General features: G+C 68.7%; 23 protein-coding genes. 9 read left to right on the forward strand and 14 right to left on the reverse strand.

All coding sequences use genetic code 11. The features are described from left to right. Nucleotide 1: 1 nt before the first annotated feature. The 3 genes from NR798_RS20175 to hutU form a co-directional block, all read right to left on the reverse strand. Nucleotides 2-841 (reverse strand): class II glutamine amidotransferase, encoded by an 840-nt coding sequence (locus NR798_RS20175; protein ID WP_375773118.1) that lies wholly within the window; start codon nt 839-841, stop codon nt 2-4. 71 nt (nt 842-912) lie between these two features. Then, a complete protein-coding gene (gene hutI, locus NR798_RS20180; protein ID WP_375773119.1) occupies nt 913-2178 on the reverse strand; it encodes an imidazolonepropionase in 1266 nt (421 codons plus the stop codon). A 3-nt stretch (nt 2179-2181) separates the two neighbouring features. Next, nucleotides 2182-3837, reverse strand: coding sequence for a urocanate hydratase (gene hutU, locus NR798_RS20185; protein ID WP_375773120.1), 1656 nt, complete (start codon nt 3835-3837; stop codon nt 2182-2184). 146 nt (nt 3838-3983) lie between these two features. Here hutU and argG point away from each other — a divergent pair, with 146 nt between their 5' ends. Further along, nucleotides 3984-5336, forward strand: coding sequence for an argininosuccinate synthase (gene argG / locus NR798_RS20190; protein WP_375773121.1), 1353 nt, complete (start codon nt 3984-3986; stop codon nt 5334-5336). Nucleotides 5337-5416: 80 nt separating this feature from the next. Beyond that, complete coding sequence (locus NR798_RS20195) at nt 5417-6376, forward strand: Vps62-related protein (protein WP_375773122.1); 960 nt, start codon at nt 5417-5419, stop codon at nt 6374-6376. A 1-nt stretch (nt 6377) separates the two neighbouring features. Here the strand turns inward: NR798_RS20195 and NR798_RS20200 are convergent, their stop codons facing one another. Continuing rightward, a complete protein-coding gene (locus NR798_RS20200) occupies nt 6378-7382 on the reverse strand; it encodes an NADP-dependent oxidoreductase (protein WP_375773123.1) in 1005 nt (334 codons plus the stop codon). A 48-nt stretch (nt 7383-7430) separates the two neighbouring features. Between NR798_RS20200 and NR798_RS20205 the strand changes: the two genes are divergently transcribed. Further along, complete coding sequence (locus NR798_RS20205; protein WP_375773124.1) at nt 7431-8489, forward strand: P1 family peptidase; 1059 nt, start codon at nt 7431-7433, stop codon at nt 8487-8489. A gap of 119 nt (nt 8490-8608) precedes the next feature. On the opposite strand, the gene NR798_RS20210 is transcribed toward NR798_RS20205, so the two are convergent. Further along, entirely contained in the window at nt 8609-9565 is a 957-nt protein-coding gene (locus NR798_RS20210; RefSeq protein ID WP_375773125.1) for a hypothetical protein, read from the reverse strand. A gap of 43 nt (nt 9566-9608) precedes the next feature. Beyond that, nucleotides 9609-10994: an MBL fold metallo-hydrolase gene (locus tag NR798_RS20215; protein ID WP_375773126.1), complete on the reverse strand. Its 1386-nt coding sequence runs from the start codon at nt 10992-10994 to the stop codon at nt 9609-9611. Between the two features lie 90 nt (nt 10995-11084). Between NR798_RS20215 and NR798_RS20220 the strand changes: the two genes are divergently transcribed. Beyond that, complete coding sequence (locus NR798_RS20220; protein WP_375773127.1) at nt 11085-11378, forward strand: hypothetical protein; 294 nt, start codon at nt 11085-11087, stop codon at nt 11376-11378. Nucleotides 11379-11401: 23 nt separating this feature from the next. Here the strand turns inward: NR798_RS20220 and NR798_RS20225 are convergent, their stop codons facing one another. The 8 genes from NR798_RS20225 to ccmA form a co-directional block, all read right to left on the reverse strand. Continuing rightward, nucleotides 11402-12481 carry a hypothetical protein gene (locus tag NR798_RS20225; protein ID WP_375773128.1) on the reverse strand — a complete coding sequence of 360 codons (1080 nt, stop codon included), beginning with the start codon at nt 12479-12481 and terminating at the stop codon, nt 11402-11404. 25 nt (nt 12482-12506) lie between these two features. Next, nucleotides 12507-13046: a TlpA family protein disulfide reductase gene (locus tag NR798_RS20230; protein ID WP_375773129.1), complete on the reverse strand. Its 540-nt coding sequence runs from the start codon at nt 13044-13046 to the stop codon at nt 12507-12509. After that, nucleotides 13043-15070, reverse strand: a complete 2028-nt coding sequence (locus tag NR798_RS20235) for a heme lyase CcmF/NrfE family subunit (RefSeq protein WP_375773130.1) — start codon at nt 15068-15070, stop codon at nt 13043-13045. The genes NR798_RS20230 and NR798_RS20235 overlap by 4 nt, the downstream gene beginning before the upstream one ends. Next, nucleotides 15067-15555, reverse strand: a complete 489-nt coding sequence (locus NR798_RS20240) for a cytochrome c maturation protein CcmE (RefSeq protein ID WP_375773131.1) — start codon at nt 15553-15555, stop codon at nt 15067-15069. The genes NR798_RS20235 and NR798_RS20240 overlap by 4 nt, the downstream gene beginning before the upstream one ends. Before the next feature lie 3 nt (nt 15556-15558). Next, the gene (locus tag NR798_RS20245) at nt 15559-15735 is read right to left on the reverse strand and encodes a hypothetical protein (RefSeq protein ID WP_375773132.1); all 177 of its coding nucleotides are present in this window, start codon (nt 15733-15735) and stop codon (nt 15559-15561) included. Further along, nucleotides 15735-16424 carry a cytochrome c biogenesis protein CcsA gene (ccsA, locus tag NR798_RS20250; protein WP_375773795.1) on the reverse strand — a complete coding sequence of 230 codons (690 nt, stop codon included), beginning with the start codon at nt 16422-16424 and terminating at the stop codon, nt 15735-15737. Before ccsA ends, NR798_RS20245 begins: the two co-directional genes overlap by 1 nt. 144 nt (nt 16425-16568) lie before the next feature. Continuing rightward, nucleotides 16569-17264, reverse strand: coding sequence for a heme exporter protein CcmB (locus tag NR798_RS20255; protein WP_375773133.1), 696 nt, complete (start codon nt 17262-17264; stop codon nt 16569-16571). Continuing rightward, complete coding sequence (gene ccmA, locus NR798_RS20260; protein WP_375773134.1) at nt 17261-17923, reverse strand: heme ABC exporter ATP-binding protein CcmA; 663 nt, start codon at nt 17921-17923, stop codon at nt 17261-17263. The genes NR798_RS20255 and ccmA overlap by 4 nt, the downstream gene beginning before the upstream one ends. Nucleotides 17924-18435: 512 nt before the next feature. On the opposite strand from ccmA, the gene NR798_RS20265 reads away from it, so the two are divergent. The 5 genes from NR798_RS20265 to exoP all read left to right on the forward strand — a co-directional run bounded on the left by NR798_RS20265 (nt 18436) and on the right by exoP (nt 23981). Beyond that, the gene (locus tag NR798_RS20265; protein ID WP_375773135.1) at nt 18436-19545 is read left to right on the forward strand and encodes a polysaccharide deacetylase family protein; all 1110 of its coding nucleotides are present in this window, start codon (nt 18436-18438) and stop codon (nt 19543-19545) included. After that, complete coding sequence (locus NR798_RS20270; protein ID WP_375773136.1) at nt 19542-21065, forward strand: lipopolysaccharide biosynthesis protein; 1524 nt, start codon at nt 19542-19544, stop codon at nt 21063-21065. Before NR798_RS20265 ends, NR798_RS20270 begins: the two co-directional genes overlap by 4 nt. A 117-nt stretch (nt 21066-21182) precedes the next feature. Beyond that, a complete protein-coding gene (locus NR798_RS20275; RefSeq protein WP_375773137.1) occupies nt 21183-21713 on the forward strand; it encodes a serine O-acetyltransferase in 531 nt (176 codons plus the stop codon). A gap of 20 nt (nt 21714-21733) precedes the next feature. After that, nucleotides 21734-22792, forward strand: coding sequence for a glycosyltransferase family 4 protein (locus NR798_RS20280; protein ID WP_375773138.1), 1059 nt, complete (start codon nt 21734-21736; stop codon nt 22790-22792). Continuing rightward, a complete protein-coding gene (gene exoP, locus NR798_RS20285; RefSeq protein ID WP_375773139.1) occupies nt 22779-23981 on the forward strand; it encodes a spore coat polysaccharide biosynthesis glycosyltransferase ExoP in 1203 nt (400 codons plus the stop codon). Before NR798_RS20280 ends, exoP begins: the two co-directional genes overlap by 14 nt. Nucleotides 23982-24039: the final 58 nt, after the last annotated feature.

Below are 24039 nucleotides of genomic sequence, written 5' to 3' on the forward strand. Positions count from 1 at the left end.
CTCAGGGCGTCTTGGAGCACAGGTCCTGCACCTGCCAGCGGTGCAGCACCAAACTGTTGTCCACGCCGACGATGTTCTCCTCGTCGATGACGTGCCAGTGGTCCTCGCCCGAGAGCTGCTCGCTGGCGAGCACGAACTGCTCCAGCTGCGTGCCCGGCTTGGGCGGCCCCGACTGCACGCGGTGCGGGCGCTTGCCCGTCTCGGGCGCCGTGTCCGACAGGAAGAGCGTCCGGTTGCGCCGCGTCGCCACCATCACGTCCCCGTTCGTCACGAGGAAGTTCATCGACGAGCGCTGCTCTCCGGGCAGGTCCGTGATGGCCGACACCAGCCCCATCGTCTCCGCCAGCGCGCAGGCCACCCGCTCCACGCACGCCGCCCCCTCCAGCGACTGCAGCTTCGCCAGCCGGGTGAGGAAGAGATAGAAGCAGCGCTCCGAGTCCGTGGCCCCCTGGATGTGCGCCAGCAGGTCCGGCCGGATGAGCGACTCCACCTCCGCCTGGTGCCGCGCGAAGTTCCTCACCGTGCCGTTGTGCACGAAACACCAGCGGCCATGGAGGAAGGGGTGGGCGTTGCGCTTCTCCACCTTGCCCACCGAGGCCAGGCGCAGGTGCGCCACCACCGTGCGGGAGGACACCCGGCTGCTCACCCGCTCGAAGTCGGGATCGCAGTACGCCGGGCCGAGCCCGTGGGCGACGAGCGGCTGCTCGCCTGTTTCGTAGGACGCGATACCCCAGCCGTCCTTATGCTCCCTCGACTGCTGGACAAGAGAGTTCTTCTCCGTCACGAGCGAAGGATGGACGGCGGCGGGGACTGCGGAGCGGAAGCCAAAGAGACGGCACATGGTCTTCTTGTCTGTTTATAACGGCCGGCCCTGACGGGAAGTCCCGCCATGCCACTGCTGTCCGCTGGACGTCACGAACAGAGGGCCCGCTCGCTCTCTACCACCACGTGGCCATCTTTAATCACTATCCGCGCGTGGTTGATTCCCAGGTGGTAGGGCAGGTGGCGATAGTTTGAGCACGAAAAAACGACAATGTTTGCCGGATCTCCCACGGTAATCCGGCCGTATGTGTTCAAACCAAGTGCCAGGGCCGCTCCGCGGGTGGCGGCCCAGTAGGCCTCGGCGGCCGTCAGCCCGTTCTCCAGGCAGGCGAGCCCCAGGGCGATGGGGAGATTCTCGCTCATGGCGGAGCCGGGGTTGAGGTTGGTGCCGAGCGCCACGTTGACGCCGGCGTCGCGCAGCTTGCGCCCGGGGGCGTAGGGCCGCACGCGCAGGAAGAGGGTGGAGGTGGGGACGAGCACGGCGGTGACACCGGCCTCGGCCAGGGCGCGGATGCCCGCGTCGCTCACGTTCTCCAGGTGGTCCGCGGTGGCGGCCCCCAGCTCGGCCGCCAGCTCGGCGCCTCCGCCCGAGCTGAGCTGATCCACGTGCAGCCGGGGCTTCAGCCCCAGCTTCTGGGCGGCCCCGAGAATCCGCCGGGCCTCCGCGGGGGAGAAGGCGCCCTGCTCGACGAAGACGTCGCAGAAGCGCGCCAGGCCCTGCTCGGCCACGGCGGGGATGATCTCCTTGATGCACAGGTCCATGTAGGCCTCGCGCCACTCCCGGTACTCCTCGGGCACGGCGTGGGCGCACATGAGCGTGGGGATCAGCTCCAGGGGCTGGAGCGTGGACAGGCGCTGCACCGCCTTGAGCATCTTCAGCTCGTCCTGGAGCGACAGGCCGTAGCCGCTCTTCACCTCGGCGGTGGTGATGCCGTACTCCAGCATGAGCTGCAGCCGGGGCAGGGCGAGCCGGATGAGATCCTCCTCGCTGGCGAAGCGGGTGGCGCGCACGGTGTTGGCGATGCCGCCGCCGGCCTGGGCGATCTGCAGGTACGTGGCGCCCTGGCAGCGCAGATCGAACTCCGCGGCGCGCTCACCGGCGAAGACGGCGTGGGTGTGCGGATCCACGAAGCCGGGGCCCACGAACTGGCCGTGGGCGTCCAGCACCCGGGTGGAGGGGCCCACCGCGCCCTTGGGCAGGCTGCCCTCGGGGCCCACGTACCAGACCTTCCCCCGGCGTACGCCGACACAGGCGTTGGGTTGGGGCGTGAGGGCCCGCTCGGCGGGCTCCTGGTGGGAGCCCTCCACGGTGAGCACCTCGGAGGTGTTGCGGATCAGCAGCTCCAGGGTTTCCATGCGTCACTCGGTGATGCCAGGGATGCGGACGCCGCGCTCGCGGGCGACCTCGACGGCTTCCGGGTAGCCGGCGTCGGCGTGGCGCAGCACGCCCATGGCGGGATCCGAGGTGAGCACGCGCTCGATGCGGCGGGCGGCCTCGGGGGTGCCGTCTGCGACGATGACCTGGCCGGCGTGCAGCGAGTAGCCCATGCCCACGCCGCCGCCGTGGTGGAAGGACACCCAGGAGGCGCCGTTCACCGCGTTCACCAGGGCGTTGAGGATGGGCCAGTCGGCCACGGCGTCGGTGCCGTCCTTCATGGACTCCGTCTCCCGGTTGGGCGAGGCCACCGAGCCGCAGTCGAGGTGATCGCGCCCGATGACGATGGGAGCCTTGACCTCGCCCTTGCGCACCATCTCGTTGAAGCGCAGGCCGGCCTTGGCCCGCTCGCCGTAGCCCAACCAGCAGATGCGCGCGGGCAGGCCCTGGAAGGCGATGCGCTCGCGCGCCAGGGTGAGCCAGCGGCGCAGCGACTCCTTCTTGGGGAAGAGCTCCAGTACGGCCTCGTCCGTGCGGCGGATGTCCTCGGGGTCTCCCGAGAGCGCCACCCAGCGGAAGGGCCCGAGCCCCTCGCAGAACATGGGGCGGATGTAGGCCGGGACGAAGCCGGGGAAGTCGAAGGCGTTCTCCAGGCCGGCCAGCTGCGCCTGGGCGCGGATGTTGTTGCCGTAGTCGAAGACGTGGCTGCCGGCCTTCGCGAAGTCCAGCATGGCCTCCACCTGCGTCCGCATGGACTGGCGGGCCTTCTCCACGTAGCCCTTGGGATCCCTCTGGCGCAGCTCGGCCGCGGACTCGAGCGTCATGTCCGCGGGGATGTAGCCGTTGAGCGGATCATGCGCGCTCGTCTGGTCCGTGACGAGGTCCGGCTTGATGCCGCGGCGGTACAGCTCGCGGAACACCTGGGCCGCGTTGCCGATGATGCCGATGGAGCGGCCCACGCGCTTGGCTTGAGCCTCCTTCGCCAGGGAGATGGCCTCGTCGATGTCCTTGGCGATGACGTCCAGGTAGCGCGTGTCCACGCGGCGCTGGGCGCGGGTGGGGTCGATCTCCACGCCGAGGAAGACGGCGTTGTTCATGGTGGCGGCCAGGGGCTGGGCGCCGCCCATGCCGCCGAGGCCGCCGGAGAGGACGAGCCGGCCGGAGAGGTCATCGGAGCCGAAGTGGATGCGGCCGGCCTGGGCGAAGGTCTCGTAGGTGCCCTGGAGGATGCCCTGGGTGCCGATGTAGATCCACGAGCCGGCGGTCATCTGGCCGTACATCATGAGACCCTTCTTCTCGAGCTCGAAGAAGTGGTCCCAGTTGGCCCAGCGGCCCACGAGGTTGGAGTTGGCGATGAGGACGCGGGGGGCGTCCGGGTGGGTGCGGAGGATGCCGACGGGCTTGCCGGACTGGACGAGCAGCGTCTCCTCATCGGTGAGGCGGCGCAGGCCGTCGACGATCCGGTCGAACGAGGCCCAGTCACGGGCCGCCTTGCCAATGCCGCCGTAGACGACCAGGTCCTCGGGGCGCTCGGCCACGTCGGGATCCAGGTTGTTCATCAGCATGCGGAGGGCGGCTTCCTGGACCCAGCCCTTGCAGGACAGGGCGGTTCCGCGGGGGGCACGAATGGTACGGGACATGTGTTTCCTCGAAGATTTCGCCGCGCCGACACTACCCGAAGCCGGGTTGCCGGAGCACCTTCCATTCGCCGGGGCGGGAGGGTGTCCGACACTCCGAAAGTTGCTGTGGGACGCGCGTGCGGTTCCGTGTTACCACGCACCGCGCCATGAGCCGCATCTATCGTTCGCTCCCCCCCGCTGGTACCCGGATTGGTCTCGCCTTCTCGGGTGGTCTCGACACCCGCGCCGCCGTGGCGTGGATGTCCCGCAAGGGTCTCGAGGTGTACGCCTACACCGCCGACCTCGCCCAGCCCGACGAGAAGAACCCCGCCGACATCCCGCCCGTCGCCATGACGCACGGCGCGAAACAGGCCCGGCTCGTGGACTGCCGCGAGGCCATGGTGCGCGAGGGCCTCGTCGCCATCCAGTGCGGCGCCTTCCACCTGTCCGTCGGTGGCAAGAAGTACTTCAACACCACGCCCCTGGGCCGCGCCGTCACCACCACCGCCATCGTCCGCGCCATGCGCGAGGACTCGGTGAACGTCTTCGGTGATGGCAGCACGCACAAGGGCAACGACATCCAGCGCTTCTACCGCTACGGCATCCTCGTCAACCCGGAGCTGCGCATCTACAAGCCCTGGTTGGACCCGGAGTTCGTCAACGCCTTCGGCGGCCGCAAGGAGATGAGCGAGTTCCTCGTCTCCATCGGCATGCCCTACAAGATGGGCACCGAGAAGGCCTACTCCACCGACGCCAACGTGCTCGGCGCCACGCACGAGGCCAAGGACCTGGAGCACCTCAACAAGGGCATGAACATCGTGGAGCCCATCATGGGTGTGGCCCACTGGCGCCCCGAGGTGGACGTCCGCCCCGAGCGCGTCACCGTGGAGTTCGCCCAGGGCCTCCCCGTCTCCCTCAACGGCAAGCGCTTCCCCTCGCTCTTCGAGCTCTTCCTGGAGTGCAACCGCATTGGCGGGCGCCACGGCCTGGGCATGAGCGATCAGCTGGAGAACCGCGTCATCGACGCCAAGAGCCGCGGCATCTACGAGGCTCCCGGCATGGCGCTGCTCCACATCGTCTACGAGCGCCTGCTCTCCGCCATCCACAACGAGTCCACCACGGACCTCTACTTCAGCCTGGGCCGCCGCCTCGGCCGCTTCCTCTACGAGGGCAAGTGGTTCGATCCCGAGGCCCTCATGCTCAAGGACTCGCTTACCCGGTGGGTGGCTCCCAGCATCACCGGCAGCGTCACCCTGGAGCTGCGCCGCGGCGACGACTACACCCTGCTCGACACCCAGGCCGAGCACATGGCCTACGATCCCGACAAGCTCTCCATGGAGAAGGTCGCCAGCGCCTTCACCCCGGAGGACCGCATCGGCGCCCTGGAGATGCAGAACCTCGCCGTCGGCGACAACCGCGGCCTGCTCCTGCACCACCTCTCCAGCGTCCGCCGCCTCTCCGAGGGCACCGCCACCGGCACCGGCATCGCCCAGTTGCTCGGCGACGGCGAGGAGGAGTGAGCCTTTCCCTATTTTCCCGTTTTGCGTGAATATGGGAGCCCCGAGCCGGGGATGAACCCCGGCGGTCAGGAGACTCCCCCATGCGAACCGGACGGTTGTTGCTGCTCTCCACCCTGACGCTCGCCTCGTGCGGCCCCCTCGTTGAGGAGGAGGCCACGCTGGGCGAGCGCACGGACGCGCTCATCACCGACGTGGACCTGGACGGCATCGACGATGCCTTCGAGGACCAGCTCGCGGCGAAGTTCGCGCCCGAGGTGCGGCTGGCCCCGAGCACCATCGACTGGACGCGGCCGGCCAACGTGGACTGGTACCTGGCCCGCGTCCACATGCGCTTCGACCACTCGGGGTGCTCGGACTGCCAGGTGCTCGCGCTCGCCACGCCCACCCAGAGCAACCTCTCCACGCAGTCGCATGCGACGAAGAGCGGCCTGTTCTGCGGCCACAGCAGCACCGTCTATTCCTCGAACACGTCGCACAAGGAGTTCTTCCTCCAGCCGCCAGACGACGCCGTGCACAACGGGGCCGCGTCCACCGCGTGGAAGGTGTACGTGCACTCGAAGAAGAGCGCGCTCGTCGCGGGCGGCTACGACATCCAGTACTGGTTCTTCTACCCGTACAACGACTCCTACGCGTCCGTGAACCACGAGGCGGACTGGGAGCACATCACCGTGACCACCGACTCGGCCGGCAACTTCCAGTCGGCCTGGTACGCGGCGCACAGCGGTGGCACGCGCTACACCGCCTCGCAGCTCAAGTGGAACGGGACGCACCCCATCGTCTACTCGGCGGATGGCTCGCACGCGAGCTACCCCACCGCGGGCACGTACCCCACCGAGGTGTCGGGCTTCGATGACCACAGCTACGAAGGCGGCCCGGTGTGGCAGACGTGGACCAACTGGGTGAACGTGGGCGAGAAGGGCGCGCCCCGCAACGGCCAGAACTTCATCAAGTACGGCGGCCGCTGGGGCGAGGTGGGCGAGTTGGACGCCACGAGCGGCCCGCAGGGCCCGTCCTTCCAGGGCGCCTGGAACAGCTACTGAGTCAGCCGCGCACCCGCACCACCACCTTGCCGCGCGCCTGGCCCGACTCGGCATGGGCGAAGGCCTCGCGCGTCTGGTCGAAGGGGAACACCCTGTCCACGTGGGGGCGGAGCTTGCCCGCCTCCACCAGGGCCCCGAGCTGGCGCAGTTGCTCGCCACTCGGGTTCATGAAGAGGTAGGTGTAGCGCACGCCGTGGCGCCAGGCGGCGAGCGTCGCCCGGGCACCCACCAGGGCGAACACGGGCCAGAGCACCGGGGACACGCCCCAGGAGCGGGCCAGGGCCATGTCCGGCCGGTCCGTGATGGAGACGACGATGCCTCCCTTGCGCGCGCTCCGGAAGCTGCGCAACTGCGTGTCCGCGCCCACCGTGTCGAACACCACGTCCGCGTCCCGCACCACATCCTCGAAGCGCTGGGTGCGGTAGTCCACCACCTCGTCGGCCCCGAAGCCCTTCACCAGCTCCGCGTTCTTCCCGCTCGCGGTGGCCACCACCCGGGCCCCGAGGTGCCGGGCGAGCTGCACCGCCACCGAGCCCACGCCTCCCGCGCCCGCGTGCACCAGCACCTTCTGCCCGGCGGAGAGCTTTCCCACCTCCACCAGCGCCTGCCACGCGGTGAGGCCCACCAGGGGCAGGGACGCGGCCTCCTCGTAGGACAGCCGGGGCGGCTTGGGGGCCACGACGGCCTCGGGCGCCACCACCTCCTCGGCGAAGGCGCCGGGGCGATCCTTGTCCAGGCGCGTCCACACCGCGTCGCCCGGCTTGAAGGACTTCACCTCCGCGCCCACCTCCATCACCTCGCCGGCGCAGTCGTTGCCGAGCACGAGCGGGAAACGGTACGGCAGGAGGATGCGGGCCTTGCCCTCACGGACCTTCCAGTCCACCGGGTTGAGGCTCGCCGCGTGTACGGCGATGCGGACGTCGCGAGGGCCCAGGGGAGGGGAGGGCAGCTCTCCCTGCTCGAGGACCTCGGGTCCTCCGTAACGGCGGATGAAGAAGGCGCGCATGGTGGACTCATGGTGCGGGGCTTTCGTGCCCGCGTCTATGCTCGGAGCATGACGTCCTCCGCTCATGCCCCTGCCCGGGCCCGCGAGCTCGGCATCGCGCCGGGCATCTTCCGTCCCGGTGCCCACAATGCCCTGACGGACGTGGCGGGCGTGCTCGTGGGGCACACCACCCTCCTGGAGGGTGACTCCGTGCGCACCGGTGTGACGGCGATCCGTCCGCACGCCGGCAACCTCTTCCACGAGCGCGTGCCCGCGGCGATCGTCACCGGCAATGGCTTCGGCAAGCTGATCGGCTCGACGCAGGTGAACGAGCTGGGCGAGCTGGAGACGCCCATCCTGCTCACCAGCACGCTCAGCGTGTGGCGCGTGGCGGACGCGCTGGTGGACTGGATGTTGGCGCAGCCCCGCATGGGCAAGGTGCGCTCGCTCAACCCCGTGGTGGGCGAGACCAACGACGGCCGGCTCAACGACATCCGCTCGCGCCGCATCACCGCGGCCCATGTCCGCCAGGCGCTCGACTCCGCGAGCGGAGGCCCGGTACCGGAGGGCTCGGTGGGCGCGGGCACGGGCACCATGGCCTTCGGCTGGAAGGCGGGCATCGGCACCGCGTCCCGGGTGCTCCCCGCGTCGCTGGGCGGGCACTCGGTGGGCGTGCTGGTGCAGAGCAACTTCGGCGGGGTGCTGCAGGTGCTCGGCGTGCCCGTCGGCATCGAGCTGGGGCGCTACGCCTTCCAGAAGGACGTGGCGGAGGAGCGGGGGGATGGCTCCATCGTCATCATCGTCGCCACCGACGCGCCGCTGCTCCACCGCAACCTCCAGCGGCTGGCCTCCCGGGCGTTGATGGGGCTCGCGCGCACGGGCTCCAACGCCGCCAACGGCTCGGGTGACTACGTGATCGCCTTCTCCACCCGGCGGGACGGGGGCGCGGAGCTGCCGAACGATGACCTGTCGCCGCTCTTCCAGGCCGTCATCGAGGCCACCGAGGAGGCCATCTACAACTCCCTGTTCACCGCCACCGCGGTGACGGGGCAGGGCTTCACATCCGAGCCGCTCCCGCTGGACCGTGTGCGCGAGCTCATGGCCCGGTTCCACGTTGGGCAACGCTGAGAACACGTCTTAGAGACGGAATCGCGACGCTGTCCTTGCTCGGGAGGGCTTCCAGCTAGACACGAATTTGTGAATCAAAGTCTTTTTCAATTCTGGGTTTCGAATTAGCCAAATTCAGGCTATTGAGTCCAGTCATACCACCCGCACTCTTTGCATTCGTATATGTAATAGGCCTCGTCGTGTTCGTAGTCCGTAAGTTCCCTCACAGACACACCTTTACCACCACAACGAGGACAGCGATCTGCATCGCGTTGCATGATGGTGTGGTATGCTTGAACAGTTGCGCGCGAAAAAAGTTCGTCCCATCCGTCCTCGTAGATTTCTGAAAACGGCATTACCTCAAGCACTTGCCAATCCCCAAGGGATGCCTTCTCAAGGGCAGTTACGTCAAGATTCCAAAAGGCCATTCGCACTGAGAGCGTTTCGCCGTTTCTCCCAGATGGCTCAGTTTGTACGCAGGGGCTGGTTATTTCAGTGCGAACCTTGTCAGATAGATTTTTTTCAAGCCAGTCGCAGAGGGGCGGATACTCGTTGGGTGCGTCATTGGGGAGTGTGTTGGATTCGAGCAGTTCCATTACATTGATGCTGAAGCATACGACCAGGGGTTCGGAAGATGATGATTTGGTGTGCGGTGGTTTGGATGATTGAATAGCATTGAGTACTTCGCCAAGCATGAGCTGGCCTGTTGCGATGCGGCTGGCCAGCAAAGAGAGCAGCTTGCCGTTGGCAGTTTGTTTCTCCAGGCGCTCGCGCTCTTTTTGTACTGCTGGTTGTTTGGTGCGCCACAGGTCGAAGTAATGTCTTAGTGACTGTTCCGGCAGTTCGATGTCTGATTTCTTCCTGTTGCATCTGTGGTGCGCTGGTACGAGATTCAACGTGGAGTTAAGGGTGAAGTTGCTTGGTAAGCCTAATTTAGTAATAAGTTCTTCAACCCGCTTCGCGGGGGTGGTTTCGGCAATAATGTGGTCAACTTGAAGATCGAAATAATCAATAAGCTGATCGCAATACCAGCACTTGAATCCGTTAGCACGCCAGAGCGCCATTCGGAGCACTGTTGGTATGTTTTGTTTGCTCACGGAGTGCTCCTCGATTGTCGTCGAGCTCGCTCGCGTCCGCTGGCTACTCCGCCAGCTCCACCTTCTCCAGGTGCTGGGGGATGTAGGCCGGCCAGCCGCGCGCCTCCACCTTCTCCTTGAGCGCCTGGAGCGCCGCGGGCTCGCCGTGCACGAGCAGCGTCTGGCGCGGCGGCGCCTCGAAGCCGTCCATCCAGCGCAGCGTCTCCGTCCAGTCCGCGTGCGCCGAGAAGCCGCTCACCGTGCGGATTTTCGCCTCCACCCGCACCATCTGCCCGTGGATCTTGACCTCCTTCTCGCCGTCCAGCATGCGCCGGCCGCGCGAGCCCTCGGACTGGTAGCCCACGAAGAGCACCGTGTTGCGCGGATCCGGCAGCCGGTACTTCAGGTGGTGCAGGATGCGCCCCCCGGTCGCCATGCCCGAGGCGGAGATGATGATGCCCGGGCCCTCGACCTGGTTGATCTCCCTGCTCTCCTGCGGCGAGGTGACGAAGCGCGTACGCTTCGTGGCCAGCGGGGACTCGCCCCGCTTCACGATGGCGGCCATGTCCAGGTCGTGCTCCTCCGCGTGCTTCAGGTAGATGGGCGTGGCGTCGCACGCCATGGGCGAGTCCACGAAGACATCCAGCTCGGGGATGCGCTTCTCCGCCTCCAGGTTGCGCAGGTGGTAGAGCAGCTCCTGCGTCCGGCCCACCGAGAAGGCGGGGATGACGACCATGCCCTTGCGCTGGCAGGCGTCCAACACGGCCTCGCACAGCGCGTCCACGGGCTGCGTGTCCCCGTGCTCGCGGTTGCCGTAGGTACTCTCCACCACCAGCGTGGTGGCCGAGCGCACCGTCTGCGGATCCCTCAGGATGGGGGCGTGGTAGCGGCCCAGGTCCCCGGTGAACACCACGCGCTGATTCGTGCGCTCCAGGTGGAACACACACACGGCCGAGCCGAGGATGTGGCCCGCCCGGTAGAAGGTAAGGGTGATGCCGGGGAGGATCTCCCGGGGGCGCTCATAGCCGAACGTCTCGAAGAGCTTCAGCGCGCGCTCGGCGTCCTCCACCGTGTAGAGGGGCAGGGCGGGGTGGTGCTTGGAGAAGCCCTCCTTGTTGGCGTAGCGGGCCTCTTCCTCCTGGAGGTGCGCCGAGTCCGGGAGCAGCAGCGCGGACAGATCGCGCGTGCCGGAGGTGCAGTAGACGGGCCCGTGGAAGCCGTCGCGCACCACGCGGGGCAGGCCGCCCGTGTGGTCGATGTGGGCGTGCGTGAGGACGATGGCGTCGATGCTCCGGGGCGGCACGGGCAGGGCGCGCCAATTGCGCTGGCGCAGCTCCTTGCGGCCCTGGAACAGTCCGCAATCGATGAGCACCCGCTTGCCCTGGTGTTCGAGGAGGAACCTGGAACCCGTGACGGTACCCGCGGCGCCGAGGAAATGGATGGAGGCCATGCGCGGCACTCTAACGCAGCGGCTTCCCTGTGGTGGCTCAGCCTCCTATCCTCTGTCCGCGAACCGTTTCTCCAGGAGGAAGTGCGAGCCATGAATCGAGCGATGAAGGCTTCGTGGTGGGCCGTGGCGATGGTGGGCGGGCTGATGCTGGCGCTGCCGGTGGCGGCGCAGAAGAAGCCCTCGACGGACTGCCGGGGCACCTGCGTGTCGAAGGCCAACGCCGAGGTGGAGTCGTGTGCCCGGAGCTGCCCCGAGCCCATCAATCCGACGGCGCGTGAGGCCGCCGGCAAGTGCATGAACCGCTGCGCGGAGAAGTTCCGCGCCGCCGAGGCGTCCTGCGAGAAGACCTGCCCGGCTCCGAAGAAGGAGGACCAGACGCACTGAGGCGGGGCTGTCACCCGAGGGGCTCACGCCTCTCGGGTGAAGGCTCCGTACACCGCGGCGAAGCCCATGGCCGCCAGCCCCACGAGGAACAGCACCGGCCCCAGCAGCAGTCCGCCCTGCACCAGCGTCCACACGAGGCCCAGCACCACCACCCCGATGGGCGCCAGGCGCAGCCAGTCCGGCCTCGGCACCTCCGGGCGCAGCGCCATCAACCCCAGCACCCCCAGCAGCAGCAGCTCCATGCCCACCGAGAAGGTCTGGTCCCACCCCTTGTCCTCGCTCTCCCCGATGAGGCTGTAGACGAAGTCGTCCGAGGGGGTCGGCGCATCCACCACGTGCAGCTCGGGCGGCGCCATCGGCACCGGACCCGCGCTCCGCGTGGTGCCCACGGGCACCCAGGTGAGGAACAGCGACAGCAGGCACAGCGCCACGCCCGCGAGCGCCACCGGGGCCGTCCCCCGCAGCAGCGCCCGGAGCTCGAAGAGCCGACTCCACCCGTCCGGTCCCGCGTACACCTTGCGGTACTGGTCGACCCCCAGCAGCACCGCGCCTCCCAGCCACAGCATGGACGTAAGGCCGATGCCCAGCATCCGGAGCGCCAGCGCCGCCACCACCACCGCGAACAGCGCCGGCACCGCCGGGTGCAGCAGCGTGTCCGGGACCCAGTCCACCAGCGCGTGCTTCTGGCCGGCCTCGCGCATCTCGCGCGCCGTCACCACCCACCCGCCCACCACCACCACCAGCGACCAGAAGGAGCCCACGCTCCCGAAGATGAAGAGCACCAGCGCCAGGGCCAGCAGCCCCACGCCCACCACGCTCGGCGAGTGGCCCGGCACGTGCGCCAGCCACGCCGGCCCCTCGTACGGCGGCGCCTTGGGGGAGTGCAGGCCTGGATCCGTGTCCTCGGCCTCGTCGCTCGCGGGGGCGGGAATGGCTCGCGCCGCCGCCGTGCTCCGCGTGCGCCCCGACGTCACAGCGCCCACGCCCGTCGTGGTCCGGCGGATCGCTCCGGGGGGCGGCGGCGGGGGCATCTTCGCCCCACAGTTCTCGCAATAGCGCAGGGTCTCGTCCCTGGCGCCCTCTCCGCATTCCTTGCAGTGCATGGGGATACGGCCTCCAGGGGAGGGGTTACTGCTTCGCCGTGGGGGCGCTCGCCACCAGCGTCTGGATCCACTTCGCGAGCGTTTCCGGATCGATCGGGCCCACGTGCTTGCCCAGGATGATGCCGTTCGAGTCGATGAAGTACGTCTCCGGCACCCCGGCCACCCCGTACGCCACCGCCACCCCGGAGTTCTGATCGATCAGCTGCGGGAAGCTCGCGCCCATCTCCGACAGGAACTGCTTCGCGTTGTCCTCGGTGTCCTCGAAGACCACGCCCAGGAACTGGGCCTGGGCGCCGAACTCCCTCGCGCCCCACTCCAGCACCCGGTGCTCCATCCGGCAGGGCCCGCACCACGAGGCCCAGAAGTTGATGACCATGGGCCGGCCCTTGAGCTGCTCCGAGGTCACCCGCATCCCGCTGTCCAGCGCCCGCAGCGTGAAGGGCGGTGCCGCCTGGCCCTTCAACATGAAGGGCACCTCGCGCGGGTTGCTGCCGAAGCCCTTGGCCAGCACCCCCAGCAGCCCCAGGCACAGCACCACGAAGCTCAGCGTGACGCGCCAGTTCATGCCGCACCTCCCGGATTCATCTCCACGTCCGGCTCGGGCGGGGAGCCGGCCGCCGGCGTCTTCGCATCGGCCGTCACCCGCGCCCGCCGCGCCGGCCACACCGCGATCAGCGTGCCCAGCACCAGCAGGGGAATGCTCCACCAGATCCACCCCACCAGCGGGAAGATCCACGCGTTGAAGCTCGCCGTGCCCCGGTCCTCGGAGAAGGCCATCAGCGACAGGTACAGGTCTTCCTTCGCCGTCTCGCGCACCGCCGGCGTTCCCACCGGGTCCGTCATGCGCTCGTAGTAGTTCATCCGAGGCGCCATCTCGCTGACGTCCCCGTTGGGCGCCGTCACCTGCACCTTGGTGGCCACGTAGGTGCGGTGCGGCTCCTGGCCGCTGGCGAGCCCCAGGTACTTCACCTGGTAGCCGCCGATCTTCAGCGACTCACCGATGCGCACCGTGCCCGAGGTGTGCGTGACGAACGCGGAGGAGGCCGCCACCGACACGAAGATCATCACGATCCCCAGGTGCACGATGTAGCCGCCGAAGCGCCGCCGCGCCTTCGTCGCGCTGCCCAGCAGCGCCGTGACGAAGCCCTCGCCCTTCTCGCTCATCCGCACCTTCACCGGCAGCGCCAGCTCGCGCAGGGTGATGACGGTGACGAAGCCCGCCAGCCCGAACGTCAGCAGCGGGTAGAAGCCCCGCAGGCCGGCCAGGAGGCACGCGCCCACGATCGCCACGCCCACCGCCGCCGGAATCCAGAAGCGCTCGCGCACCAGCTTCGGATCCGAGCTGCCCCACGGCAGCATCGGGCCCACGCCCATCAGGAAGAGCACCATCACCCCGCCGGGCACCGCCATCTTGTTGAAGTACGGCTCGCCCACGCTCACCCGGATGCCGCGCACGGCCTCGGAGATGAGCGGGTAGAGCGTCCCCAGCAGCACCGTGAAGGTGATGGCCACGAACACCAGGTTGTTCACCAGGATGGTCGTCTCGCGCGACACCATCGACTTGATGTCGCTCTCGGCCACCAGCAGGTGCCCGCGCGTGGACAGCAGCGCGATGCACACGAACATCAGCACGCCGATGAACACGAGGAACGTGGGGCCGATGTCCGACTGCGTGAAGCTGTGCACCGAGTTGAAGATGCCGCTGCGGGTCATGAACGTGCCGAGGATGGTCAGCACGAAGCTGCCCAGCACCAGGCTCAGCGTCCACAGCTTGAGCATCTTCTTGCGCTCGTGCACCAGCGTGGAGTGCATGAAGGCGGTGGACGTCAGCCACGGCAGGAAGGACGCGTTCTCCACCGGATCCCACGCCCAGTAGCCGCCCCAGCCGAGCACCGCGTACGCCCACCACGAGCCGAGGATGATGCCCACCGACAGGAACAGCCACGCCACCAGCGTCCAGCGGCGCAGCGGCGCCATCCACGCATCACCCATCTCACCGCGCAGCAGCGCGGCCACGGCGATGCCGAAGGGCACCGTCATGCCCACGTAGCCCAGGTACAGCATGGGCGGGTGGATGATCATCAGGTAGTGGTTCTGCAGCAGCGCGTTGGGCCCCGGCCCGTCCAGGGGCACCGGCGACACCGAGTGGAACGGGTTGGCCGGCCCGGCGATCAGGAAGGTGAAGAAGACGCCCACGGCCAGCATGGTGCCCAGCGCCAGGGACATGTAGCGCGCGTGCTCCTTGCGGTGCACCAGCGCGAAGGCGAGCACGTACGTGCCCATGATGATGCCCCAGAAGAGGATGGAGCCCTCGAGCGCGCTCCACAGCGAGACGATCTTGAAGATCGTCGGCGTGGCGCGGCTGCCCACCTGCGCCACGTAGGCCACGCTGAAGTCGTTGGTGAGGAGTGCGTACTCCATCACCCCGTTGGCGCCGAGCATGCAGAGGAAGAAGCCCCACACGCAGCGCATCACCCAGGGGAAGGCCGCGTCGTCGCGGCGCATCCCGCCCACCAGGCCCACCAGCGCCCCGAAGCTCGCGAAGGCGAGCCCGGCGAGCACCAGCCCGTATCCGAGCGTGCTGTTCAAGGCGTCCTCGCCGCGGCCGTGGTGGCTTCCTGCTTCTGCATGTCCTCGAACATCTTCTTCACGTCGTCATCCGTCTTGGGTGCGCGGTACTCGTTGGAGTGGTTCACCATGAGGCGGCTGCCCTGGAAGACCTGGGAGGCGTCATAGGTGCCCTCCACCACCACGCCGATGCGCTCGCGGAACATCTGCGGCGGCACCTCCGTGGTGCGCACCAGCACGTTGGCCGCGCCGGGCTCCTCGCTGTCCATCACGCGGAAGTGCAGGGTGGTGTGCTGCTCGTTCCACTGGATGCTGCCCGGCTGCACCTGCCCGCCCAGGCGGATGGTGGGGCCGTAGGCCTTCTCGCCCTGGGCCATCATCTCCGAGGGCCTCCAGTAATAGACGAGGTTCTCCCCGATGTTGCCAAAGGCCACCAGGGACAGGCCCGCGCCGGCCACCAGCAGGGACACCACGGCGATGAGACGGTTACGCGTCTGCTGCGTCATGGCTCACTCCTTCGAGTCGTTGGTGGCGTGCCCGGGACGGCGCAGCCAGAGGGACAGGGCGTACAGCGACAGCGACGCCCAGGCGATGGCGTAGGCGGCCCAGATGTACTCCCAGCCACCCTGGATGCGGCCCGAGCCCACCTGGGCGAGCAGCGTGGACATGTACAGTGCCGTGGACATCAGGCGACCTCCGAAGCGCGGTTGTCTCGCGAGCCGGGCACGTCCGTGGGGAGCGCCTCGGGCATGGCCACCTCCGCCTCACGCGTGGCGAGGGCGATGCGGTAGCGGTGCAGCAGGAAGAGGGTGAGCAGGATGAGGCTCGCCCAGGCGTTGACGCGCAGCGCCAGCGTCATGTCCGGATCCACCGTCTTCGGGGTGGACTGCACCTGGTGCAGGCTCCGCCACCACTTCACGGAGAACCAGACGATGGGCAGGTTCACGAAGGAGATGATGCCCACCACGGAGCTCCACACCGCGCGCTTCTCCGGGTCCTCCACGAAGCGGCGCAGGGCCATGTAGGCCACGTACGTCACCAGCATGATGGCCATGGCGGTGAGCCGCGGATCCCAATCCCAGTACGTGCCCCAGGTGGGCTTGCCCCAGATGGAGCCCAGCACCAGGCCGTAGGTGCCGAAGAGCAGCCCCACCTCGGCCGTGGCCTCCGCCAGCGCGTCCGTCTTCCAGCTCGACTTCAGCAGGTAGCCCACGCAGCAGGAGAAGTTCACCACCAGCGCCAGCATCGCCATCCACATGGCCGGCACGTGCACGTAGATGATGCGGTAGACGTCGCCCATCTCCCGCTCGGACGGCGTCCACACCAGGCCCATCCAGTTGCCCAGCGCGAGCAGCCCCAGCCCCGCCACCGCCATGCCCACCAGCACCGGACGCGCGTTGACGCGCGAGCGCGGCGGCGCCCACTTCACGCCCAGCCAGACGCCCAGTCCCACCGACGTCAGCGCCGCCACCGTCGAGAGCACCTGCAGCACTGTCTTCAGGAGATCGCTCATTGACCTCTAATCCTCGATGACGCGGGGGAACAGAAGGAAGCCCAGCCCCCAATAAATCAGATTGAAACCGATGAGGAGCCCGTACCATGAGCCCAACTGATTCATCGGGTCGCCCTGCAATACGAGCGATGTCGCCTTCGCGGCGGCGAGCAGCGCGGGAATGATGAGCGGGAACAGCAACAGCGGGAGCAGCACGTCTCTTGCCCGGGCGTTGCTGGCGATGGCCGAATACACCGTGCCCGGCGCGCTGATGGCCATGCAGCCAAGCGTCACGGTGGCGGCGAACGAGCCCATCCCCATGGCCACGTTCACCGCGTAGAGGGCCACCATCACCGGAATGAGGATGGCGCCCAGCAGCATCAGCAGCAGGGCGTTGCCCAGGGCCTTGGACAGGAAGATGGCGCGGGCGTCCGCCGGGGCCAGCCGCAGCCCGTCCAGGGTGAGGTTCTCCTGCTCCACCCGGAAGGACTCGCCCAGCGCCAGCACGCTGGAGAACAGCAGCGCCAGCCACAGGTAGCCGCCCGCGTTGCGTGCCAGCACCTTGCTGTCCGGCCCCACCGCGAAGGAGAAGAGCAGCAGCGTGGCCAGCGCGAAGAAGATGAGCGCGTTGAGCCGCGCCCGGGTCCGCCATTCGATCAGCAGATCCTTGGCCAGCAGCACCCCCACCGTCTTGAGCAGGGAGATGGGTCGCGCGCCCCTCATGCCGCCACCGCCCGGCCTTCCTGCAGGTGCAGGCGCTCCTCGCACAGGGCCTGGCCCTGCTCGACGAGGTGGGTGGCCAACACCACGGTGACCCCGGAGTCCTTCAGCTCGCGGATGATCTTCTCCATGGCCTGGATGCCGCCCGGGTCCAGCTCGCCAAAGGGCTCGTCCAGCAGCGCCACCGCGGGGGCCTTCATCAGCAGCCGGGCGATGGCCAGGCGCTTGCGCATGCCCGCGGAGAACTGGCGCACCGGGCTGTCCGAGCGCTTCGTGAGGCCCACCTTCACGAGCAGCTCCCCGGCCACGTCCGCCGGAGCGTCCATGCCGAGCAGCCGCGCCAGCACCACCAGGTTCTGGTGGGCCGTCAGGTCCTCATAGAGGAAGCTGGCGTGCGACAGGAGCGCCACCTCGCGGCGCACCGTGTCGCGCAGGGCCACGCAGTCGTTGCCGCGCACCTCGACCCGGCCGTGGGTGGGGGAGAGCGCGGTGGCCACCAGCCGCAGCAGCGTCGTCTTCCCCGAGCCGTTGTGTCCCGTGAGCAGCAGGGAGCGGCCCTGGGGGAGCGTGTAGCTGAGGCGCGCGAGGGCCCAGCGGCGTCCATACCGCTTGCTGACGTCATGAAGGGCGAGCGCGGGGGGAGGCGCGGGGGGAGCGTCCATCGGCGGAAGCGTTCGTAACTGGAAACTTCCCCACACTCCAGTGAAAGCAGGCCCGTCTGGCTGCCCAGGAGGCTGGGAGCGGGGCCCCAGGACGAGACCCGGACATCCTGGCGCCGCCCTCGGGCGGGCTGGTGCCCCCGGGTGGGAGTCCCCTGCGGACCCCTGGGAGGGAAATCCAGGGGAACGGCGGGGAGGGAAGTTTTTTCGATCCGCTGTCCCTTTTTGCAGGGACATGGAGGGCGAGCAGCCAGGCGTGACGAGGGGCCGCGGGGCCCTGTCCGGGGCGGAACGGCAGATCTTTCCGCCCGTTGACGCCCGGGTTGCACCGCTCCTGGCCCATGGACGTAGCGGATGGGAACGGACTTACCGTCAACAGGGGCTCGGCCTTCCTGGAGCCCCCCGCTGGGCGGATGGCACTGCGCGTGCACACGGTGCGGGCACGGGGTACGGGCGACGGGATCATCTGGGGGAGGGAAGCAGTGATGGACACGCGGGGAATGGTGCGACGGGCGATGAAATCCGCGGCAGCGGGAGTGCTGCATCACAGCGGCTTGCGTAAGGCGCTCGCGGCCTACAGGCGGTACCAGTCCGGGGGGCGCCGCATCCTGATCGTCAGCTACCACCGGGTGGTGGAGGACTTCACCGGCGAGCTACAGCGCTCCATTCCGGGCCTGCTCATCTCCCAGGAGACGTTCCGCAATCACCTGGAGGGGCTGTCCGCGGCGGGCTACGAGTTCGCGTCGCTGGGGGACGCGCTGGACGTGATGGCCGGGCGCCGTGTGGCGCGCAAGGACCTGTGCGTCGTTTCCTTCGACGACGGCTACCGCGACGTGTACCGGTATGGCTACCCGGTGTTGAAGGAGATGGGCGTGCCGGCCATCACCTACCTGCCGGCGGCCCTCATCGGCACTCCCGGGCGCTTCAACCATGACCGGCTCTTCCACCTGGTGCGGCTGGCGCAGGCCCGGGGCTACAAGCCGATGTTCGACGTGCTGCCCGCGCCCACCGCGGAGCTGTTGGACCACGTGCTCTCCGGCCGCAAGCGGCTGTCCGCGGCGCTCGACGACTTCATCGGCCACTACCCCACCTCCACGCTGGTGGAGACCATCCAGGCCCTGGAGGAGCGGCTGGGCACCGGCCCGGACTCGCTCCCCGAGCAGGGAGACCTGATGGACTGGGACGAGGTGCGGCGGATGGTGAAGGACGGCTACGACTTCGGCGCGCACACGCTGGGGCACGTGGTGCTCACGCACGAGCCCCTCGACGTGGTGGATCGCGAGGTGCGCGAGTCCAAGGCCATCATCGAGCGCGAGGCCGGCATCACCGTGCGCGACTTCGCCTACTGCAACGGGTGGTACTCGGACGACGTCATCTGCGTGCTCAAGCGCCACGGGTTCCGCTCGGCCGTCACCACCGAGGACATGCCCAACCTCATGGGGGGCGACCCGTTCACCCTCAAGCGCAAGGTGCTCTGGGAGAACTTCAGCGTGGGCCTGACGGGCGGGTACTCGCGCACGCTCACCGTGTGCCAGCTCGACGACTGCTTCAGCACGCTGGGCATGCGCGCCCCCGTCCTGGGCCGGCGCCTGCAGAACGCTCCGAGCGGTGGGGTGTCCTGGTGAGCGGAAAGCAGGTCCCCGCGGCTGCCCCCGCCTCCTCGTTCCTGGGGAAGGCGGGGCCCTTGGTGCTCGCCCGGTTGTTCACCGCCGGGCTGACGCTGTCCATCCCGCTCGTCCTCGCGCGGGTGCTGAGCCTGGAGGAGTACGGCACCTACTACCAGCTCTTCCTGATCGCCACGACGCTCTACTACGTGCTGCCCTTCGGGGTGGTGCAGAGCCTCTACTTCTTCGTGCCCCGCGCCGAGGAGAAGCGGCCCTGGCTGGGCCAGACGCTCCTCTATATGTCCGGCGCGGGCCTGGTGGCCGCGGCGCTCGTCTTCGGGCTGATGGGCCCCGTGGCGCGGCACTTCGACAACCCGGCGCTGCTCGAGCACCGCGCGACACTCTCGGCCTACACGGCCCTGCTGCTCGGCTCCTTCCCGCTGGAGATCTCCCTCACCAGCCAGGGCCGGACGAAGCACTCGGCGCTCGTGTACCTGGTGTCGGACGCGGTGCGCGCGGCGGCCATGGTGGTGCCGTGTTTGCTGGGCTTCGGCCTGCGCGGGATGATGCTGGCGGTGGCCGGCTTCGCCCTCGTGCGCTTCGTGGCCACCTGGGTGGTGGTGCCGCGGGGGACCACCGGACCGCTGGCGCGCGCGGAGCTGTGGCGTCAGCAGTTCGTCTACGCCCTCCCGTTCGGGGCGGCCATGGCGCTCGCCATTCCCCAGCAGAACGCCCACCTCTACATGGTCGCGGGCTCGGTGGCCCCGGCCGTCTACGCCCTCTACCGCGTCGGGTGCTTCCAGCTACCCGTGGTGGATCTGCTCTACACGCCCACCAGCGAGGTCCTCATGGTGCGCCTGGGCGAGTTGGACAAGCAGGGGCGCCTGGAGGAGGGCGTGGTGGCCTTCCGCGAGGCCGCGGGCAAGCTGGCCTTCGTCTTCCTGCCCTTCGCCGCGTTCCTCTTCGCCGCGGCGCCCGAGTTCATCGGCGCCCTCTTCGGCGCGAAGTTCCTCCCGGCGGTGCCCATCTTCCGGGTGAGCGTGCTGGGCGTGGTGCTCGCCGTGCTGCCCATGGACGGGGTGCTGCGCGCCCGCGGGCACACGCGTGCCATCTTCCTCTCCTACCTGCTGAAGGCGGCGGTGACGGTGCCGCTCGTCTGGGTGGGCGTGAAGCGCTTCGGGATGATGGGCGGTGTCGTCTCCTGGGCCCTGGCCGAGGTGGTGGGCAAGTTCTCGCTGCTGGTGCGGGTGCCGGCGGCGCTGTCCACGCCCGAGCGGGCCCTGCGCATCCGGGACGTGATCCCCTGGCGCGAGCTGGGCAAGGCGTCGCTCGCGGCCGTGGCCGCCGCGGTGGGCGTCTTCCTGCTGCGCGCCGGCATGGTGCACACCTGGAGCGGCCTGCCCGAGGGCTTCGTCTGGAGGGCGCTGCCGCTCGCGCTCGCCGGCCTGCTCTTCGCCATGGGGTATGTGGGGGTTCTCTACGCTACGGGTGTGAGGCCGCTGAGCGTGCTCGCCGGCCTGCGCTCCCGCCGCGCGGGGTGAGCTTTCGTCATCCAACTCCCGCATAGGTGGGAGATGGACGGAGGGGAAGTCGGGGGGCTCCCGCCCTGGAGGGCTGGTACCTAGTTTGGGGCTCCGTACAACCAGGGGAGAGGCGTGATGGGCATTGATGCGATGTCGATGTATCGGCTGGGACGCAAGCTGTACCTGCGGGGCATTCCCGTGTTGCCAGCCGTGCTGCGCAAGGCCATCCACTATCTGCATGGCTCGTACATCCCCGCCGAGGCGGAGATCGGCGAGGGTACGCAGTTGGGCTACGGCGGCATGGGCATCGTCATCCACAAGGACGCCAGGATTGGCCGTCACTGCCTCATCTCCCACCAGGTGACGATTGGTGGACGTTCGGGCCTGAAGGATCTGCCGGTCATTGGCGACTATGTGCGCATTGGGGCGGGCGCGAAGATCCTCGGCAACGTGCAGATTGGTGACTTCGCGGTGATCGGCGCCAACGCCGTGGTGGTGAAGGACGTGGCCCCCGGCGCGGTGGTGGGTGGCATCCCGGCGCGGGAGATCCGCAGGGACGCGGATCCGCTCGCCGCCTATGAGCGCGAGATGGGGCTGCGCCCGCCAGTCACGCGCCCCAAGCCGGTCGAGTCCGAGCCCCCGCAAGCGTCGTCCGCCGCGCAGTAGACGAGTCCAGGAGGCAGGGCATGAGAGTGCTCCTCGTCGGAGACTATCCGCCGCCGCATGGTGGCGTGGCCGTGCACGTCCAGCAGTTGCACGGGTACCTGCGCGAGCGCGGGGTGGAGACGGTGGTGCTGGACATCGGCAAGGGGGGACGGCCAGCGCCGGACGTCATCCCCGTGCGGACCCCCACCCAATATGGCAAGCGGCTGGCGGGCTTCCTGCGCGAGGGGTGGACCGTGCACGTCCACACCAGCGGCAACAACCCGAAGTCCTGGATGCTCGCGGCCACCGCGGGCGTGAGGGCGCGTGCACCGCGCGTCATCACGCTGCACTCGGGGCTGCTGCCGGACTACCTGGCCGCGTCCGTGTCGAGGCGGGCCTTCGCGCGCGTGGCCCTGGCCGGCTACTCGCGCGTGGTGGCCGTGTCCGAGGCGGTGGGCGAGGCGCTCGCGCGCTGCGGTGTGCCCGAGGACAAGCTGGTGGTGTACCCGGCCTTCTGCGGCTCGCAGGTGAAGCCGGGGAGGGTGACCGAGGCCATCCAGGAGGCGCGCCACCGCCGTCGGCCCCTGCTGGCGATGGCGCACCATCCGTCCCCCGTCTACGGCCGCGGGCTGATGTTCCGCGCGCTGCGGATGATCGCGGACGAGCTGCCCGGCGTGGGGCTCGCCGTCTTCGGGCCGGGGACGCGCTCGGAGGAGTTCCTGCGCGATGCCCGGGAGTATCAGGTGGAGGGGCTCATCGAGGACATGGGTGAGCTGGAGCACCCGCAGGCGCTGGCGCTGATGGCGCGCTGCGATGCCTTCATCCGGCCCACCACGCACGACGGGGATGCCATCTCCGTGCGCGAGGCGCTGACGCTCGGGGTGCCGTGCGTGGCGAGCGACGTCTGCGGCCGGCCGCGGGGGACGTACACCTTCCGGGCGGGCAACGCGATGGACCTGGCCGAGCGGGTGCACCACGCGCTCGAGCAGGGGCCTGGACGGACGGTGTCCCCGGATGCCGGGCCGGTGCTGCTGAAGCTTTACGGAGATCTGGTGCAACCGACGATTCTGGGAGGAGGCGAGACACATGCGGCGCAGTGAAGAGCTGGAGATTGCCCGCCGGGCGCTTCGTGGCAGGGATCTGGTGGTTTTCTCCAACGACTGGGATGGAGACCCGCTGTCCAAGGTCCACATCATGCGGATTCTGTCCCGGGACAACCGCGTCCTCTGGGTGAACAGCATCGGCAACCGGGCGCCGAAGGCCAATGCGCACGACGTGAAGCGTATCTGGAACAAGCTGGCGAAGTTCACCGAGGGCATCCAGGAGGTGGAGCCCAACCTCTTCGTGCTCGCCCCGCTGGCGATTCCCTTCTACGGCTCGGAGCTGGTGCGCGCGGCGAACCGGGAGCTGCTGCGCGCCCAGGTGCTGAGGGCCATGCGCCAGCTGCACTTCAAGCGGCCCATCTCCTGGTCGTTCCTGCCGGCCTCGGCGCCGGTGTCCGGGCGGCTGGGCGAGGAGTTCGTCGTCTACCACTGCGTGGACGAGTTCTCCGCCTTCAGCGACACCAACGGCAAGCACATCGCCGAGCTGGAGGAGCAGCTGCTGAAGCGGGCGGACCTGTGCATCACCTCGGCGGACCGGCTGAGGGAGAACAAGGTGCGCGTCAACCCGAACACGGTGCTGGTGCGCCACGGCGTGGACTTCAACCACTTCGTGAAGGCGTGTGATCCAGCCACGGTGATTCCGGAGGACATCGCGAACCTGCCCAAGCCCATCTTCGGCTTCTTCGGGCTGGTGGCGGACTGGGTGGACCTGGAGGCGATCGCCGCGACGGCGCGGGCGCACCCGGAGGGCTCGGTGGTGGTGATCGGCAAGGTGGCGCCGGACGTGGATCCGGCGGTGCTGAAGGCCGAGAAGAACATCCACCTGCTGGGCCGCAAGCCGTACGCGGCGCTGCCGGGCTACTGCAAGGCGTTCGACGTGGCGCTCATGCCCTTCAAGGTGAACGAGCTCACGCTGAACGCCAACCCGCTGAAGGTGCGCGAGTACCTGGCGGCGGGCGTGCCGGTGGTGTCCTCGGACATCCCCGAGGTGCGCAAGGTGGGCCTGTGCAAGCTGGCGCGGGACACCGAGGACTTCGTGCGCAAGGTGGACGAGTGCCTCGCCGAGGGCGCCGGCCCCAGCCGCGAGCGCGCCGAGCGCATCCGCCACGAGAGCTGGGAGGCCAAGGTGGAGGAGATCCGCGGCTTCGTCGGCGAGGCCATGGTGAAGGCTGGGCGCGGGTTGTAGACGGCCGCGAGGAGCCCCGGCAGCCCGCCGCGTTCCGGTGGGGCCGCCGGGAGCTTCG

It is taken from the genome of Archangium gephyra (genome assembly GCF_042230915.1).
GTDB classification, from domain to species: Bacteria; Myxococcota; Myxococcia; order Myxococcales; family Myxococcaceae; genus Archangium; species Archangium gephyra_B.

Excerpts from the sequence above, each read along its gene's own strand:
- NR798_RS20175 (WP_375773118.1), bottom strand. The coding sequence starts at position 841 with ATGTGCCGTCTCTTTGGCTTCCGCTCCGCAGTCCCCGCCGCCGTCCAT.
- hutI (WP_375773119.1), bottom strand. The coding sequence starts at position 2,178 with ATGGAAACCCTGGAGCTGCTGATCCGCAACACCTCCGAGGTGCTCACC.
- hutU (WP_375773120.1), bottom strand. The coding sequence starts at position 3,837 with ATGTCCCGTACCATTCGTGCCCCCCGCGGAACCGCCCTGTCCTGCAAG.
- argG (WP_375773121.1), top strand. The coding sequence starts at position 3,984 with ATGAGCCGCATCTATCGTTCGCTCCCCCCCGCTGGTACCCGGATTGGT.
- NR798_RS20195 (WP_375773122.1), top strand. The coding sequence starts at position 5,417 with ATGCGAACCGGACGGTTGTTGCTGCTCTCCACCCTGACGCTCGCCTCG.
- NR798_RS20200 (WP_375773123.1), bottom strand. The coding sequence starts at position 7,382 with ATGCGCGCCTTCTTCATCCGCCGTTACGGAGGACCCGAGGTCCTCGAG.
- NR798_RS20205 (WP_375773124.1), top strand. The coding sequence starts at position 7,431 with ATGACGTCCTCCGCTCATGCCCCTGCCCGGGCCCGCGAGCTCGGCATC.
- NR798_RS20215 (WP_375773126.1), bottom strand. The coding sequence starts at position 10,994 with ATGGCCTCCATCCATTTCCTCGGCGCCGCGGGTACCGTCACGGGTTCC.
- NR798_RS20220 (WP_375773127.1), top strand. The coding sequence starts at position 11,085 with ATGAATCGAGCGATGAAGGCTTCGTGGTGGGCCGTGGCGATGGTGGGC.
- NR798_RS20225 (WP_375773128.1), bottom strand. The coding sequence starts at position 12,481 with ATGCACTGCAAGGAATGCGGAGAGGGCGCCAGGGACGAGACCCTGCGC.
- NR798_RS20230 (WP_375773129.1), bottom strand. The coding sequence starts at position 13,046 with ATGAACTGGCGCGTCACGCTGAGCTTCGTGGTGCTGTGCCTGGGGCTG.
- NR798_RS20240 (WP_375773131.1), bottom strand. The coding sequence starts at position 15,555 with ATGACGCAGCAGACGCGTAACCGTCTCATCGCCGTGGTGTCCCTGCTG.
- NR798_RS20245 (WP_375773132.1), bottom strand. The coding sequence starts at position 15,735 with ATGTCCACGGCACTGTACATGTCCACGCTGCTCGCCCAGGTGGGCTCG.
- ccsA (WP_375773795.1), bottom strand. The coding sequence starts at position 16,424 with ATGGCGGTGGCGGGGCTGGGGCTGCTCGCGCTGGGCAACTGGATGGGC.
- NR798_RS20255 (WP_375773133.1), bottom strand. The coding sequence starts at position 17,264 with ATGAGGGGCGCGCGACCCATCTCCCTGCTCAAGACGGTGGGGGTGCTG.
- ccmA (WP_375773134.1), bottom strand. The coding sequence starts at position 17,923 with ATGGACGCTCCCCCCGCGCCTCCCCCCGCGCTCGCCCTTCATGACGTC.
- NR798_RS20265 (WP_375773135.1), top strand. The coding sequence starts at position 18,436 with ATGAAATCCGCGGCAGCGGGAGTGCTGCATCACAGCGGCTTGCGTAAG.
- NR798_RS20275 (WP_375773137.1), top strand. The coding sequence starts at position 21,183 with ATGGGCATTGATGCGATGTCGATGTATCGGCTGGGACGCAAGCTGTAC.
- NR798_RS20280 (WP_375773138.1), top strand. The coding sequence starts at position 21,734 with ATGAGAGTGCTCCTCGTCGGAGACTATCCGCCGCCGCATGGTGGCGTG.
- exoP (WP_375773139.1), top strand. The coding sequence starts at position 22,779 with ATGCGGCGCAGTGAAGAGCTGGAGATTGCCCGCCGGGCGCTTCGTGGC.